Raw genomic sequence first — 15,833 nt, forward strand, 5'->3', positions numbered from 1 at the left:
TTTAACCTATAATCTGAATGGTACTGGCACCGGCACCGACCGGTTTAACCTGAATCTGAACCGGAATCCGTTCATGCATCTCCTGTACATGTGAAATTAGCACCACTTTACGGCCCTGACTCTGCAAATGATCCAGTGCATTCATGACCATATGTAAGGAAGCCGGGTCTAAAGTACCAAAACCTTCATCAATAAATAGCGATTCTAGTTTCATTGAGCCGGAAGCCATATTGGCAATCGCCAAGGCCAGAGCCAGAGAGACCAGGAAGGTTTCACCGCCAGAGAGTGACAGGACAGGACGCACTTCGCTGTTCATATCCAGATCGATAATCGCCAGACTTAAACTGTCTGGAATCCGGTACAGCTGATAACGCGGAGCCAGGGGCTGTAATTGCTGATTGGCATATTCGACCAGAATATCCAGGTGATGTTCCTGCGCGATTTTCTGGAATTTGGTGCCTTCCTTATGGCCGATCAGGTCATAGATCCGACCCCAACGATATTCTTCAGCTTTGACCTGTTCAATCTGATGCTGGTAGCGTTGTAAGGTCGATTGGTTATTGGCATGTATTCTTAATTTGGTGGCAACCTCATTACAGGCATTTTCCTGTTCAGCTTTTTCCTGTGCCAGACTACTTAAGCGCAGTTCAACTTCTTCAAAGCTAAGTTCAGGCTTGGATTTCAAATGATGCTGATATTGTTCTTCCAGAATGTCCCAAGCCGTTTTGGCATTTTCAACCACCTGATGTTGTGCCTGTAATTGCTGGCGAATTTGCTGATGCTGTTGCAAGTCAATATTCAGGCAATGCTGGATATACTCGGCATCAAACGCAGGATGTATATTTTGCCAGTTCTGAATAGATTGCTGGCATTGCCTAATCTGCTGTTCTAGTTGCTGAATCTGAGTGATGAAACTCTGTTTTTTCAGTTCAGCTTGTTGCAAATGCTGATCATGCTGCTGGGTCATCAGACTCTGTGCCCGTAATTGTTCATCCAACGCCTGTTGTTGTTGCTCCAAACGGTCACGCCATTCTTGTGCCTTAGGATATGTCTGACCGGCATGGGTAAGGGTCAGATGGTTGAGCTGTTCACGTAGCGCTTTACCCATATTCAGCGCCGTATCCATCTTTTGCTGTAACTGTGCATCATATTGTTGATGCAGGCTGAGCTGATCACGTGTTTTTTCAATCTGCTGGTTTAAGCTTTGGATGTGAGTCTCTAGGGTTTTGAATTCCTGAGACTGTTTCTGACGTTGTTGCAGTTGTTGGGATAACTGCTGACAGCTTGATGAGGCATCAGTAATCCAGGATTTCTGCAAGGACTCAGGCAGTAGATTAAGAACCGGATGAATCATTTGTTCTAGCTGTAAATGCTGCTGCATGCTAAAAAGTAGCTGATCCCGCTGTTGCTGTTGCTGACGCCACTGTTTCCAGTCACTTTGCTGATTTTGCAGGGTCTGTGCTAGCTGCTGTTGCTCTTGTTGAAGTTGAAGCACATGCTGGCCAAGCTGTTGCTGCAAATGATCTGTACTCTGGTTTAAATCAAACAGCAAATCAAATTGCTGCAAATCCTGATTTAACTGAACCTTCTGCTGTTGTAGTGTCGTATTGAGCTGACTGCTGCGTTGCTGATGTTGCTCAATTAAGGTTTGTAGTTGAGATTGCTGGATTTGTGCTTGCTGCCATGTCTGAGTCAGTTGCTGTAGTTTTTTCTGAGCTTCCTTAAGCTGCTGGTCATGTAGCTGTTGCAAAGCATTTTCTAGCAGTTCCTGATGCTGTACAAAAGGATGCTCATGACTGCCACAGACCATACAAGGCTCATTTGGTTTCAGCTGTGCACGTAACTCCTGAACACTTTGTGCCTGTAATAAACGTTGATGAACCAGTACTTGTTGCAATTGTTCGAAAGCCTGTTCTGCTTCCTGACGTTGTTGCTGTAATTGAACCAGCTCAGTTTCTAGTTGCTTTAAGCGGTCATGATAGCTTTCTAACTCGCGGTTCAATTGCAGGCTTTCAGTTTCTAAGCCAGCCATTTGCTGTACAGTGCGCATTAAAGCTTCAAGCTTCGAATGCTGGGTACTGAGTTGCTGCTGTTGCGTATGGAACTGTTGGATCTGCTGTTCAAGCTGATCCAGATGAGTATAACGCTGAGTGAGTTCCTGCAAGCTAGCAGATAAAGCCTGTTGCTGCTGTTCCAATTCAGGCCGGCTGGATTGGAAAAGTGCCGGGTGCTGCCGCATGAATTTCTGGTGCAGTTCCTGATAATCCTGTAAGCGTTGCAGAGTCGCCTGGGGTTCGTCATCAAAAACCGCTAAAAAGCTCTGTTGTTCTAGTTGCTTTTGAATCTGCTGGTACTGAGCCTGAACCTGTTGTAACCGTTGCTCAGTCTGCACCAGTTGATTCTGAACAGGCTGAATCTTCTGGGTTCTATAGGTCTGCTGTTCAGCTGCAAGCTGTCTGTACTGATCGCCAATCGACAGCATTTCATGATCCAGCTTGAGTCCCTGATTCAGATAAGGTTTGATCTTCTGGAACTCTTGTTCATGCTGTTGTTGCTGTTGCTGAATGTGCTGCAACTTGTGCTGTTCGCTATCACGTTGCTGTTGAACTGCTGTGAATTCGGCAACAAAGTTTTGCTGCTCAATCAGTAAATAGCTACGCTGCTTTTGAAACTGCTGTTGCTGGACAAACTGTTCCCGAATCTGCTGAAACTGGTCCAGTTGATCTAATAACTGTTTTTGCGGTGCCATCTTCTGTTCAGCATCCAGTTGAACCGTATAGATTTCTTTTTTTGCCTGAATTTCAGTATAAAGATAATGCTGCTGGCGATGCCATTTCAGGTCATTTTCCAGTACCTTTTCGCTCTGGTTTAGATGCTCAACCACCTGTTTTAAAGTCGTGTGTTGCTGCTGTAAGGCAGAAATATCTTCTTCAGATAACAGTTCCAGATGACCGATTAATTTTTCCAGGTCAGCACGTTTCTGCTTCACTTCACTGTGTTTTTCAAATGCTTTCTGGCTGACCAGACTGAAAATCTGAGAATTGGTCAGATATTCGAGTAAATCGGCACGTTCATTATCTTTGGCTTTTAGAAAGGCACCAACTTCGGACTGTGCCAGCAAAACCGCACGGGTAAATTGCTCGAAACTCAGGCCAACCAGTTTTTCAATCAGCGGTGTGCATTCAGAAATTTTCTGGTTCAACACACGTTGATCATCCAGACAGGTAATGGCACGATCGACCTTTAAATTACCATCCACTTTCTGCCGGGCACGACGAATTTCCCAACGTGCGGTATAACGTTTTTGGTCTAGGGCAATAAATTCAAGCTCGGCAAAACCCTGTACGCAGCCGCGGCGCAGAATATTTTTGGAATCCTTGATCGAGACATCCTGACCACCTGCATCTTTCAGACTGCCTGTCGCGCCTTTTAAACGTGGAATTTCGTTGTACAGCGCCAGGCACATGGCATCGAGCAGGGTAGATTTTCCAGCACCGGTTTTTCCAGTAATCGCAATCAATCCGGCATGTGCCAGTGGATTCGATTCAAAATCAATATGATGCGTACCAGCGAGAGAGGCGATGTTATTTAGGCTCAGACGGATAATTTTCATGGCTGATCCTAAGCTTGTTGTTTTTGTGCAAGTTCATGTTGGGCTTCGACCAATAACTGCTGAAAATCCTGCTGCACCGAATGATCGTGGCTATAGCCCATTTTTTCCCAGATATTGAAAAACAGTGTTTCTGGTGTTGGAGGTGCCAAGTCAATTTTAGAGCTATCGGTCTGATCTTCTGCTTGTCGTTGATAAATCCGGCTGATGCGTAGCAGACGATAACGATCTGGTGGCAGTACCTGTTCAATCTGCTGACGTAAATCTACCGGTGGCGGTGCATCGGTAGTGTATTCAATTTCCAGAAAATGTCGTGCTGCCAGATGCTCAATTTCCCCAGTCGGCAGTGCTTTTACTTTGCTGAGCAGATTTTCCAGATTTTCCCGAATTCTAAATAGCTCGACAGTACGAGGAACTTTCAGCGCTTCAAACTGAAAACGCTGTTCAGCATTTTGTTCAGGATCGATTCTGACTTCAACAACCTGATGCGAATAGTTGATCTCACTAAAGGATAGGGGAATCGGGGAGCCACTATAGCGAATATGCGGCTGACCGACTTTCTGCGGTTTATGCAGATGTCCCAGAGCGACATAGTCAATGACTTCATCAAATAGCGCCGTTGAGAGAGCCTCTTCATTGCCGACAATAATGGGGCGTTCCGAATCGGAAGTTTCACCGCCTTGCATATGTGCATGTGACATAAGAATCAGTGCCTGATGTGGCTGCTTACGTGCTTTGGCTTCGGCAATCAACTGTTGGTGCAGATAGCTGATGGCATTCTGGCTATTATGGGTATGTTCATTAATACCGGTAATTTCGGCACTGCGCAAATAAGGTAGAGTTAGGCACCAGGCAATAATCTCTTGCTGCTGGTCATAAATCGGAACCAGCAAACGATCCAGATCAAGAGCATTGTCCGCAGTCCGGCCGACAATACCCACCGCTTTGGCATTGAATTTAGTGAGTAAAGGCTGAACCTGTTCAATCCGGTAACCTGAATCATGGTTGCCGGCAATCATCAGGGTTTGCATATGCGGTGCCAGCTCATGAGCATCGGCAAGGAACTGGTATAGCTGTCTTTGGGCACTGGAAGCGGGATTGATGACATCAAAAATATCACCGGCAATCAGTAGGGCATGTGGCTGTTTTTCCTTGATTTGTTCAAGGAGCCAATTCAGGAATTGTGCATGTTCAAATTCACGGTCATGGTTATGGAAAAACTGTCCCAAATGCCAATCAGAAGTATGTAGAAAATGAACTGCCATGTATACCCACCTTTATTTTTGCCTTCCTACTATAGAAAAAAGCCCAGCTAAAAATCTACTTGAAAAAAATATTTTGATCTATTTCATTGCTGCCCGTCATTAAAACTATTTTCAGCGTAGTTTTGAATATTAGAATAATATCTATGAAATCAATAAAATATGATGTTTATATATAAAGTATTGAATACAGCGTTTTTATTTTAAATTTTACTTCAGGCATTTTTCATAGCATCTGGGTAGCAGAACCAATATTTTTTATAAAAATTGCTAAAAACAGACTTGAAAAAATGCAGCCGATCATTATTTTATGCTGCATAAGAAGCTGATAAAAATTTGCAGGCGAATTGCTAAAAACGGTTCGTCCAAAAAATAAAAACCGACGATTCGAGTGATGATGAAATCGTCGGTCAAAGATTTGTGTATAGTGAAAATTTTGGCTGCTATTCAAAATTTTCTAAAACACTGGACTTATTGCTTTAGCAAAGAGAACGAAAATTTGTGGATGCCAGTCCAAATTTCCGAACCTTGTACCCTATATAACGTCAGCATCTCGCTTTAGGTTGACAATAAAATGAAAAAAAAATTAATTTTTTTTATACTAGTTGATTAATTGTCCTTGAGTCCTACTAATGGTGCCTCTAACTCGCTATTTTCTCTGGTTTTTCTTCCTATGCTTTATTTTTACCTGCATTTGCGGGGTCGTGGCGGCGTTAATGCCGACTGGCATGGGCGCAGTATTAACCATTGTGCCTTATCTGGTGGCGATGATCTGGGTACTGTTTAATTTTTTAAAAAAGGAACAACGGGCGCCAACCCAAGCAGAACGTAAAAAATTCACCTTAGGATTCAGTCTGATTTACTGGGGCTATAATCTGGTATTTTTAATTCTAGGGATTGCTATTGCGACGCGTTCCAATCCGAATGCCTGGCAGGACTTTTTACTATATCTGCAACAGCCCCAATTTATGAGTATTGTCGTGATCATGTTCCTGCTCATCGCGATTCCGCTTTATCTGCTGACCTACTGGTTTTATGGCAAACAGGCACAGCGTATGGCAGCAAAAATGTTTGGCTAAGATTTCGACTCTTTATATCAAAATCGTTGAGATTAAATTCAAGATGCTAAATCAGGCTATATAGAAAATTAGAAGTTTTCTGTATGGCATGATGAGACAATTTTGCATTCATCGACCCATATCACTTTCCCGAATATTCTGATTCATAAGTGACGTATAATTTGAGCAATACAATAATAATGGCACAGAATAACCATGTATAAACCTGTAGTCCTCATGACAGGCGCCAGCGGTTTTATTGGCAGCCATCTGGTGAAATTTTTACTGGCTCGTGATTATGCCGTGATCGGCCTGACCCGGCAGAAAAAATTGCGAGAAGAGCATCCTGATTTTCACTGGATTAATAATCTGGAAGAATTGAAAAATCATCAGATTGACTATGTGATTAATCTGGCTGGTGAAAGTATCGGTCAGGGTCGCTGGACAGCCGCCCGGAAAAAGAAATTGCTGGACAGTCGGCTAAATACCACCAGGCAGTTATATGACTATCTAGAGAAAAATCAGATTAAGCCCAAACGTATTATTTCGACTTCAGCGGTCGGCTACTATGGAATCGATCCGCAAGAACACTGGGAGACGGTGTGTACTGAACAAAGTCCACCACAATCCATTTTTATGTCAGAACTGTGTGAGAAATGGGAAAAACTGGCCTTGTCCTATACCGGGCAGGACACCAAAATTGTTCGCTTTGCTGTGGTGTTTGGTCAAGGAGGCGGGATTCTTCCGCAGATGTTATTGCCAATTAAGCTGAATATATTTGGCCGGATTGGTCATGGGCGTCAGCCGGTGACCTGGGTACATCTACAGGATGTCATGCGGGCGATCGAATTTCTGATGCAGCAGCCGACCCAGCAACAGGTATTTAATGTGGTGGCACCTGAAAAAGTCAGTCAGGCGCAATTTGTCCGGATCGCAGCACAGGTGCTGAAGCGTAAACCTTTATTACCGTTACCAGCTTGCAGTATGAAAATGATGCTAGGTGAACAGTCACAACTGATTCTGAATGGTCAATATGTCCAGCCCAAAGCTTTGCAGGAAGCCGGATTTGAATTTAGCTATCCGACCCTGAAAGAAGCCTTGATTGAAATTTTAAACCGTTAAAGAGTGCGGCTGTAAACGCTGTACCGGACTATAAGGCTGTGGATCTACGATGGTCGGTTGTTCCAGGATTAACTGAGACAGCAATTTTCCAGAAGCAGCACCCATACATAAGCCATTACGGAACTGGCCAAAATTGGTCCAGAGATTGTTCAGATGCGGAATTTTGCCGATATAGGGAATGCCATCCGGGGAGCTTGGTCGTAGACCAGCCCACTGTTTCACAATTGGGAAATCAGCCAGCTCCGGTACCATTTCCAGGCAGGCTTCCAAAATATCCTGACGGATTTCAGCAGAAGGCGAAGTATCAAAACCGACCTGACGCATGCTGGAACCACACAGTACATGACCATCACGACGTGGAATCAGATACATGACCTTGTTCATGCACATGGTTGGTAGCCAGTTTTCTGGTGTTTTAAAGAGCAACATCTGGCCTTGAACCGGATGAACTGGAATGTCCAGACCGAGCTGTTCAGACCAGCGTGCAGACCATGCACCGGTGGCAATGACGAACTGATCTGCTTTAAAGCTCAGGCCATTTTTAGTGGAAACACTGTGTACATGATCTTGCTGGATATTTAGCTGACTAATATTGCAATGCTCTTGCCAAGTGACACGCGGATGCTGTTTAAGGTAAGCAATAATGGACTGTAACAGTCGCGGATTGCGGATATTGGAAAGTTCTGGAAAATAGATCGCCTGTTTAAATTTCGGATCTACTTTGGAATTGATTTGCTGGATTTGAGGCTGATTCAGATATTCGGCATGTTGCTGTGGATCCTGATATTGCTCGGCATAGCGCAGTCCAATTTCAAAATCCGTTTCATCAAAAATCAGCATACCGGTTTCGTGAATCTGGAAATCAATGCCAGTCACCGGTTGCAGTTTCTGGTTCCATTCCTGATACAACGGTTTGGCATGGCGGGCGAGGGCATTAACGGCATTAGGATAACGCCAAGGATACATTGGGGAGAGGATACCACCTCCGGCCCAAGAGGCTGCCTGTCCAGCCGCTTGCTGATCGAAAATCGTAATAGAACATCCCTGTTCAAGCAATTCCAGAGCTGACATCAAACCGGTGATGCCTGCTCCGATAATGGCGATATGCATTGCGCCAAGGTCCTTCTATTTTATTTCATGTCTTTCAGTTTGAGCGCCGCTTCTTCCGCGAAGTAGGTCCAGATACCATCTGCACCGGCACGGCGGCAGCACATCAGGGATTCAAGAATCACGCTATCAGATAACCAGCCATTCTGAATCGCAGCAGCCAGCATGGCATATTCACCACTAACCTGATAAATAAAGGTAGGTACACCGAAGGTATCTTTGACTTCACGAACCACATCCAGATAAGGCATACCCGGTTTAACAATCACCATATCTGCACCTTCCTGGATATCGAGAGCAATTTCATGCAGTGCCTCGGCACGGTTACCGAAATCCATTTGGTAATTGTATTTATTGCCGCCTTTCAGGTTGCTGGCAGAACCAACCGCATCACGGAATGGACCGTAGAAACTAGACGCATATTTGGCTGAATAAGCCATAATAGAGGTATAGATATGGCCATTCTGTTCAAAGGCCTGACGAATTGCACCGATGCGGCCATCCATCATGTCACTTGGCGCGACAATATCAGCACCGGCTTCGGCATGGCTTAAAGTCTGCTTGATCAGTGCTTCAACCGTTTCATCATTCAGCACGTAACCGGTTTCATCAATGATGCCATCCTGGCCATGCGTGGTATAAGGGTCTAGCGCGCCATCAGTGATCAGCACCATTTCCGGTAATTCTTTTTTCAGCAGGCGAACGGTCTTCTGTACCAAGCCATCTTCATGCCAAGCCGCTTCTGCAGTCAGGCTTTTATCTTCTTGGGGTGTGACCGGAAACAGCGCCAGTTTATTGACACCCAGTTCCAGTAAACGTTCTGATTTTTTTAACAACAAGTCAGCAGACAGGCGCTGCACATTTGGCATACTTGGAATGTCTTGGGTCTGGTTTTGTCCCGGCAGCACAAATACTGGATAAATCAAGTGATCAGCACTGAGATGGGTTTCACGTACCATAGAACGTAAATGCTCATTTTTACGAATACGACGCATGCGAGTTGCAGGAAACGCGGGACGATTGAACGTATAGGTCATAAAAATCTCAGTAATCAGTATTAAACTAGGCCCCTATTGTAGCCCTATCTGAATTTTTTGGGCATAAATTAGCGGTTTTTTATTGTTGTAGCTTCGGGCAGACTTATGACTAAGACAGAAAGAAATTGGACAGGTAATATACATTTAGGTGCAAAAGTGGATATTGAAGTGGTCTTAAACCAGCTGGTACACGCTTTTAATACCTCTCCTTTTTTTAAGCATAATGGCATGACCATGCGAGTGGTCGATGGTCAGATCGAAGCATATGTTGAAATGCAGGATTTCATGATTGGCAATGTGGCATTTCAGATTCTGCATGGTGGTCTTGCAGCGACCATACTCGACAGTATTGGCGGAATTGTGGCGATGGGTGAGCTGTATAAGAAAGCCGAACCGGAAACTATTGCCGATACGATTAAAAAGGTATCACGTCTGGCGACGGTAGATATGCGCGTGGATTATCTGGCACCCGGTCGTGGTAAATATTTTATTGCCCGTGCAGAAACCTTACGTTTGGGGCGTAAGGGCTGCACCATGCGCATGACCATGGTCAACGATGATGACAAGCCGATTGCCACAGCGATTGCTTCATATGCCTATTAATTAAGTTTATCTCCTCGATCCTGGCTCACTTCGGGCCCGAACTAAGCCCTTATTCCTGGAATAGGGGCTTAGTTTTTTAAACTTCCGAGTAATATTTTTTTGCATATTTTCTAATTTTTATTATTAGAATGCATGAAAATTAAATTAATACGGCTTTCTCATTTTACCCATTGATCAATAAACGGGATATGAATCTATACATTCATGTCAGTGCTGGTCAGTGTGGCTGCGTGACCAAGTCTGTTGGATTTAGGAAAAAATCAATGACAGATGTACAAGACACCCTGCCAGAAAACGCATCAGATACAACTTCGGATCAAGCTTTAAAAAATAAACGTAAAAAAGCCCTGAGTATTGTTGCCCTCCTTATGGTGATTGCACTGGTGCTGTTTCTGGTGTGGAAATTCTTTCTGAACAATTCAGTCAGTACTGAAAATGCTTATGTCGGTGCTGAAACGGCTTCTATCACGTCTATGGTGAGTGGCCAGGTTGCTGAAGTACTTGTCCATGATACCCAAGCGGTCAAACAGGGCGATATCCTGGCCAAAATCGATGACCGTGATGCCAAAATTGCAGTGGCTCAGGCACGTGCAGAACTGACCAAAGCCAAGCGCCAGTACAAACAGACTGCGGCCAATAGCGGGGCTTTAAGCTCACAGATTGGGGTTAGTGATGATGCAATTCGCAGTGCCGAAGCCCAGCTGGCTCAGGCTCAGGCAGCCTTACATAAAAGCACAAGATGAATATACGCGTCGTGAAAAACTCAGTGCGAGCGGTGCAGTGTCTAAAGAAGAACTCAGTACAGCACAATCTGCATTGGATACGGCCAAAGCTGGCGTAGCTTCTGCTGAAGCGGGTCTGGCACAAGCAAGATCCAGCCAGAAAGCCGCACAAAGCAATTTAGCGGCGAATGAAGCCTTGATTCAAGGCGCGAATGAAAATTCGACTCCTGATGTACTTGTGGTTGAAGCCAAACTGAAACAGGCCGAGCTAGACTTAGAACGTACTGTAATTAAAGCACCTTTTGATGGGGTGGTTTCACGCCGTTCAATTCAGGTGGGTCAACGTGTTGCGCCAGGTACAATGCTGATGATGGTCGTACCAGTAGATCAGCTCTATGTTGATGCCAATTTCAAAGAAAGCCAGCTGGAAAAAGTCCGTGTCGGGCAGAAAGCTGAACTGACGTCTGATCTGTATGGTAAATCGGTGAAATATCACGGCACTGTGGTTGGCTTCTCTGGCGGTACAGGTTCAGCTTTTGCTCTGATTCCGGCTCAGAATGCCACAGGCAACTGGATTAAGGTGGTACAGCGTTTGCCAGTGCGTATTCAGCTGGATCCGAAAGAGCTGGCTGAGCATCCGCTACGTGTGGGTCTGTCGATGGAAGCTGAAATCCACTTCAAGAAGTAATTCCCGATGAATAAATATGTTCCATATGGGAATCTGACTGGCGGCAAGCTGATGCTGGCAGCCTTTGTGCTGGCATTGGCCAATTTCATGGTCGTGCTGGACATGACCATTGCCAATGTCTCGGTGCCGCATATTACCGGTAGTCTGGCGGTATCCAGCTCACAAGGCACCTGGGTCATTACGTCTTATGCAGTTGCAGAAGCGATCTGTGTACCTTTAACAGGCTGGCTGGCGGGGCGCTTTGGTAGCGTACGCCTGTTTGGTGTCTGCTTGCTCGGCTTTACCATTTTTTCAATTCTGTGCGGGATTTCAACCAGTCTGGAAATGCTGGTGTTTTGCCGGATCGGGCAGGGGCTGTTCGGTGGCCCAATCATGCCGCTGAGCCAGACTCTATTGCTACGCATCTTCCCACCTGAAAAACAATCCCAAGCGATGGGCATGTGGGCGATGACCACTGTTGTTGGTCCAATTCTTGGTCCAATTCTCGGTGGTACCATCAGTGATAACCTGTCCTGGCACTGGATTTTCTTTATCAATATTCCAGTGGGTCTGTTTTGTGGTCTGGCTGCATTGAAGATATTAAAGCCAGCAGAAACTGAAACCAATGCTTTGAAGATTGATAAAGGTGGTTTGTTCTTACTGATTCTTTGGATTGGTGCGCTGCAATTGATGCTGGATCTCGGTCATGAACATGACTGGTTTAGTAGTTCCTTTATTGGGACCTTGGCAGTGCTTGCCATAGTCGGTTTAATCATCTTTACTATCTGGGAACTGACTGAACGGCATCCGATCGTAGATATCCGGATTTTCCGATATCGCGGGTTTACCTTTGCTGTGCTGTCATTGGCCTTTGCCTTCGGTGCCTTCTTTTCCAGTATTGTTCTTATTCCGCAATGGGTGCAGATCAATCTAGGTTATACGGCCACTTGGGCAGGTTATTTAACCGCAACCATGGGTTTTGGTAGCCTGTTGATGTCACCGATTGTGGCGAAGATGGCGACCAAATATGATCAGCGCATTCTGGCCAGTTTCGGTTTGACCTTGCTCGCCGTTGTGACTTTGATGCGGGCATTCTGGACTACGGATGCTGATTTTATGGCATTGGCCTGGCCACAGATTCTGCAAGGTTTTGCGGTGCCATTCTTCTTCATCCCACTCTCCAATATGGCGTTGGCCTCAGTACAGCCGCAGGAAATGGCTTCAGCGGCTGGTTTGATGAACTTTCTGCGGACCATGGCTGGAGCGATCGGAGCTTCAATTGCAGTCACGATCTGGGATGATCATAGTAAAGTGGCCCGCAGTGAGCTGGTCGGTAAACTGAATGTCGAAGAAACTCAGAATACCTTAATGGCACAGGGCATGAGTTCGGACAGTGCCTTGGGTTATATTTCCAGTCTGGTGGATAAAGAAGCATTAACGCTGTCTGCTAATCACCTATTTTTGATTTTGGCGATGGTTTTTATTTTTGCTGCTTTAATCGTCTGGTTGGCACCACGACCCAAAGCGGGTGTGGGTGGAATGCCATCACATTAATATTTTCCAACATAAAAAACCGCTAACTATTTAGCGGTTTTTTTCGATCTTATAAATCTGATTTGGCCCGTTTCAAAGCATTTTGCCATTTGGCTAAATGTGCTTCACGTTCATCATTCTGCATTTTTGGTTCAAAGGCGCGATCTAGCTGCCAGGACTGAGAGATTTCATCAAGGCTGGAAAATACGCCAGATTTTAAACCAGCCATCGCTGCTGCACCCCAAGCGGTGGATTCCAGCATTTTTGGACGCATGACAGGCACATTCAGCAGGTCAGCCTGGAACTGCATCAGCATATCATTACAGCTGGCGCCACCATCGACGCGTAGTTCTTTTAAAGGATGGGCAATATCCGATTGCATCGCAGTCAATACATCGGAGACCTGAAAGGCAATCGATTCCAGCGCGGCGCGGGCAATATGGGCCTTATTGGTTCCTCGTGACATGCCACAAAGCAGGGCACGGGCTTCACTATCCCAATGCGGTGCACCCAATCCGGTAAAAGCAGGAACTAAGACCACGCCGTCAGTATCTTCAACTTTACAGGCCAACTTCTCTATATCACTGCTTTTTTGAATGATGCCAAGCCCATCACGTAGCCATTGCACCACTGCACCGGCCATAAAAACACTACCTTCTAAGGCATAACTGGTCTGTTCCTGTGCCTGCCAGGCGAGGGTAGAAAGCAATTTATTCTGGCTGAGCTGAATGTCATGGCCGGTATTAAATAGCATAAAACAGCCAGTGCCATAGGTATTTTTTGCCATACCGGGTTCGAAACAAGACTGGCCAAACAAGGCAGATTGCTGATCACCCAGAATGCCGGTAATGGGAATGGTGGCTCCTAACAAACCCGGTGCTGTATCTGCAATATGACAATCGGAACTGATGATTCGTGGCAGGACTGAAGCAGGGATATTAAATAGGTCGAGTAGTTCCTCATCCCAGCGTTGAGTATGCAGATTCATCAACATGGTACGGGACGCATTACTGGCTTCGATGATATGCTCGGCACCTTGAGTCAGGTTCCAGATCAGCCAGCTATCAATAGTGCCAAAAGCGACATGACCTTGTTCTGCAAGTTCACGTAAGCCATCCACATGTTCCAATAACCAGACCAGCTTGCCAGCACTGAAATAAGGATCAATCCGTAGCCCGGTTTTTTGTTGTACCTGATCCATCTGGCCTTGCTGTATCAGCTGATTACACCAGTCTGTTGCACGACGATCCTGCCAGATAATCGCTGGTGCAAGAGGCTTCCCATTACGACAATCCCATACCACAGTCGTTTCACGCTGGTTGGTCAGGCCAATCGCTTTAATATCTTTGGCCAGAATCCGGGCAGTAGCAAGCGCCTGTTGTACCACTGCAATTTGCGAGCTCCAGATTTCCTGTGCATCCTGTTCGACCCAGCCGGAATGTGGGGTCTGGATATGGGTTTCGCGTTGAGCTGTTGCCTGAATCTGTCCGTGTTCATTAAAGATGATTGCACGGCTAGATGTCGTTCCCTGGTCGAGTGCCAATAAATAGCTCATAATTTTTTTAAATGCTGACTTGAATTATGAAATATTAGCGCAATTATGTAATCAGGCGCATTCAAAAGTGTATTTGTGTAGAAAATGCATCGTATTTTTTGCCAGTTATGCTATGATGAGCTTGTACTTTGGGGATGTTCTTGGCTTCGACGCCGATGATGAAACTCATAGATGCATGCCGAGAGCGCATTTTCTCTCGTAAATAAAATTTGCATTTTAATAGTCGCAAACGACGAAACTTACGCTCTAGCTGCCTAAGGGCAGCTTGTCCGCATCCCTGAATACTTGTGGTTAGGGGTCCCGACTGAAGCGAACGCACACAAGTCCGTATGAAATCAAGCCTTGGGGTTTCGTACTAAATCTTAAAGGATCGCGATTTGTACCCTGTTCGTCGGGTCACAAAGAGCTAAATCAATAGACGATATCTAAGCATGTAGTATTCTCGAGCGTAATGTTGGCGGACGCGGGTTCAACTCCCGCCATCTCCACCAAAATTCTTCTTATAAATTAGCCACTTATATAAGTGGCTTTTTTATTAAGTATTTTTTCTACTAATTAAAATTTTATTATCATCATTATCTTTAGTGATCACTTTAAATATAAATTAGTGTGAGAGTAGTTCTGAATCTTAAATTTTATAAGTTTTATTGAGCTTAATAAAAAAACAATAAACAGAAAAAAATAGTTTTTCTGCAAACTTATTTGAATAGAAATAAAGATAATTTTATTTGATCCAATAAAGTGAATTACATTCATGAGATTTTATTGGGATTTTTAAAATTATACGGCAAGAACATGAATATTATAGAAAAATATGCTTTATCTTTGGTGTAATTACGATGTTAAAGCAATATTTCAGAAGATAATCAAAGCAGCTTTTGCTACTTTGATTATTCAGTAGAAACAGATCAGGCAGCTTCAAGTGCATCCGTAATCAGCTCAACTCCAGTCGCAGCTTTAATCTGCTCCAGCGTGACATCTTGAGCGAGTTCTACCAGAACCACTCCGCGTGAAGTAATATCTATAACGCCGAGATCCGTAATGATCCGATTGACGACACCTTTACCGGTCAACGGCAAAGTACATTGAGGAACGATTTTCGGTGAACCGTCTTTCGCCGTATGCTCCATTAAAACGACAACTTTCTGCACGCCTGCTACCAGATCCATGGCACCGCCCATACCTTTGACTTTCTTGCCCGGAATCATCCAGTTGGCCAGATCACCTGTTTCAGAGACTTCCATCGCGCCTAAAATCGCGATATTCACGTGGCCACCGCGAATCATGGCAAAAGATTCAGCACTGGAGAAGAAAGCTGCACCTTTACGGGCAGTGACTGTTTGTTTACCGGCATTAATCAGGTCTGCATCAACTGTTTCTGCAGTCGGGAATTCATCAATGCCTAAGAGGCCATTTTCAGATTGGAGCCAGACATTGATATTTTCTGGAATATAGTTAGCTACTAGAGTGGGTAGGCCAATACCGAGGTTGACATAGAAGCCATCTTCAAGTTCCTGTGCTGCACGTTGAGCCATTTGATTTCGAGTCCAAGCCATG

The 15,833-nt window shown here is 45.0% G+C and carries 10 protein-coding genes, 1 other RNA gene and 1 pseudogene; 6 read left to right on the plus strand and 6 right to left on the minus strand.

The window, feature by feature from the left end; translation table 11 throughout:
* Position 1: 1 nt before the first annotated feature.
* Both FTV25_RS07150 and FTV25_RS07155 read right to left on the minus strand, forming a co-directional pair.
* Positions 2-3,613, minus strand: a complete 3,612-nt coding sequence (locus tag FTV25_RS07150) for an AAA family ATPase (protein ID WP_180002426.1) — start codon at positions 3,611-3,613, stop codon at positions 2-4.
* 8 nt (positions 3,614-3,621) lie between these two features.
* Entirely contained in the window at positions 3,622-4,875 is a 1,254-nt protein-coding gene (locus FTV25_RS07155) for an exonuclease SbcCD subunit D C-terminal domain-containing protein (protein WP_180002427.1), read from the minus strand.
* A 629-nt stretch (positions 4,876-5,504) separates the two neighbouring features.
* On the opposite strand from FTV25_RS07155, the gene FTV25_RS07160 reads away from it, so the two are divergent.
* Positions 5,505-5,951 (plus strand): ABZJ_00895 family protein, encoded by a 447-nt coding sequence (locus FTV25_RS07160; RefSeq protein ID WP_005234325.1) that lies wholly within the window; start codon positions 5,505-5,507, stop codon positions 5,949-5,951.
* A gap of 195 nt (positions 5,952-6,146) precedes the next feature.
* Entirely contained in the window at positions 6,147-7,052 is a 906-nt protein-coding gene (locus FTV25_RS07165; RefSeq protein WP_179992938.1) for a TIGR01777 family oxidoreductase, read from the plus strand.
* On the opposite strand, the gene thiO is transcribed toward FTV25_RS07165, so the two are convergent.
* Complete coding sequence (gene thiO, locus FTV25_RS07170) at positions 7,041-8,162, minus strand: glycine oxidase ThiO (RefSeq protein ID WP_180002428.1); 1,122 nt, start codon at positions 8,160-8,162, stop codon at positions 7,041-7,043. The two genes, FTV25_RS07165 and thiO, sit on opposite strands and share 12 nt — an antisense overlap.
* A gap of 20 nt (positions 8,163-8,182) precedes the next feature.
* On the minus strand, positions 8,183-9,196 hold the full coding sequence (hemB, locus tag FTV25_RS07175) for a porphobilinogen synthase (protein ID WP_175966866.1): 1,014 nt from the start codon (positions 9,194-9,196) through the stop codon (positions 8,183-8,185).
* A 105-nt stretch (positions 9,197-9,301) separates the two neighbouring features.
* Here hemB and FTV25_RS07180 point away from each other — a divergent pair, with 105 nt between their 5' ends.
* The 3 genes and pseudogenes from FTV25_RS07180 to FTV25_RS07190 all read left to right on the plus strand — a co-directional run bounded on the left by FTV25_RS07180 (position 9,302) and on the right by FTV25_RS07190 (position 12,742).
* Positions 9,302-9,799, plus strand: coding sequence for a thioesterase family protein (locus FTV25_RS07180; protein WP_034703122.1), 498 nt, complete (start codon positions 9,302-9,304; stop codon positions 9,797-9,799).
* Positions 9,800-10,062: 263 nt separating this feature from the next.
* A pseudogene (locus FTV25_RS07185) lies at positions 10,063-11,209 on the plus strand (HlyD family efflux transporter periplasmic adaptor subunit).
* Positions 11,210-11,215: 6 nt separating this feature from the next.
* Positions 11,216-12,742, plus strand: a complete 1,527-nt coding sequence (locus FTV25_RS07190) for a DHA2 family efflux MFS transporter permease subunit (RefSeq protein WP_180002429.1) — start codon at positions 11,216-11,218, stop codon at positions 12,740-12,742.
* Between the two features lie 49 nt (positions 12,743-12,791).
* Here FTV25_RS07190 and glpK read toward each other — a convergent pair whose 3' ends face one another.
* Entirely contained in the window at positions 12,792-14,276 is a 1,485-nt protein-coding gene (glpK, locus tag FTV25_RS07195; RefSeq protein WP_180002430.1) for a glycerol kinase GlpK, read from the minus strand.
* A gap of 130 nt (positions 14,277-14,406) precedes the next feature.
* On the opposite strand from glpK, the gene ssrA reads away from it, so the two are divergent.
* Positions 14,407-14,767: a transfer-messenger RNA gene (gene ssrA / locus FTV25_RS07200) on the plus strand.
* Between the two features lie 417 nt (positions 14,768-15,184).
* Here the strand turns inward: ssrA and FTV25_RS07205 are convergent.
* Positions 15,185-15,832 carry a CoA transferase subunit B gene (locus FTV25_RS07205; protein ID WP_180002431.1) on the minus strand — a complete coding sequence of 216 codons (648 nt, stop codon included), beginning with the start codon at positions 15,830-15,832 and terminating at the stop codon, positions 15,185-15,187.
* Position 15,833: the final 1 nt, after the last annotated feature.

The organism is Acinetobacter sp. YH12249 (genome assembly GCF_013417475.1).
Lineage (GTDB): Bacteria > Pseudomonadota > Gammaproteobacteria > Pseudomonadales > Moraxellaceae > Acinetobacter.

Excerpts from the sequence above, each read along its gene's own strand:
- FTV25_RS07180 (WP_034703122.1), top strand. The coding sequence starts at position 9,302 with ATGACTAAGACAGAAAGAAATTGGACAGGTAATATACATTTAGGTGCA.
- FTV25_RS07150 (WP_180002426.1), bottom strand. The coding sequence starts at position 3,613 with ATGAAAATTATCCGTCTGAGCCTAAATAACATCGCCTCTCTCGCTGGT.
- thiO (WP_180002428.1), bottom strand. The coding sequence starts at position 8,162 with ATGCATATCGCCATTATCGGAGCAGGCATCACCGGTTTGATGTCAGCT.
- hemB (WP_175966866.1), bottom strand. The coding sequence starts at position 9,196 with ATGACCTATACGTTCAATCGTCCCGCGTTTCCTGCAACTCGCATGCGT.
- FTV25_RS07190 (WP_180002429.1), top strand. The coding sequence starts at position 11,216 with ATGAATAAATATGTTCCATATGGGAATCTGACTGGCGGCAAGCTGATG.
- glpK (WP_180002430.1), bottom strand. The coding sequence starts at position 14,276 with ATGAGCTATTTATTGGCACTCGACCAGGGAACGACATCTAGCCGTGCA.
- FTV25_RS07155 (WP_180002427.1), bottom strand. The coding sequence starts at position 4,875 with ATGGCAGTTCATTTTCTACATACTTCTGATTGGCATTTGGGACAGTTT.
- FTV25_RS07160 (WP_005234325.1), top strand. The coding sequence starts at position 5,505 with ATGGTGCCTCTAACTCGCTATTTTCTCTGGTTTTTCTTCCTATGCTTT.
- FTV25_RS07205 (WP_180002431.1), bottom strand. The coding sequence starts at position 15,832 with ATGGCTTGGACTCGAAATCAAATGGCTCAACGTGCAGCACAGGAACTT.
- FTV25_RS07165 (WP_179992938.1), top strand. The coding sequence starts at position 6,147 with ATGTATAAACCTGTAGTCCTCATGACAGGCGCCAGCGGTTTTATTGGC.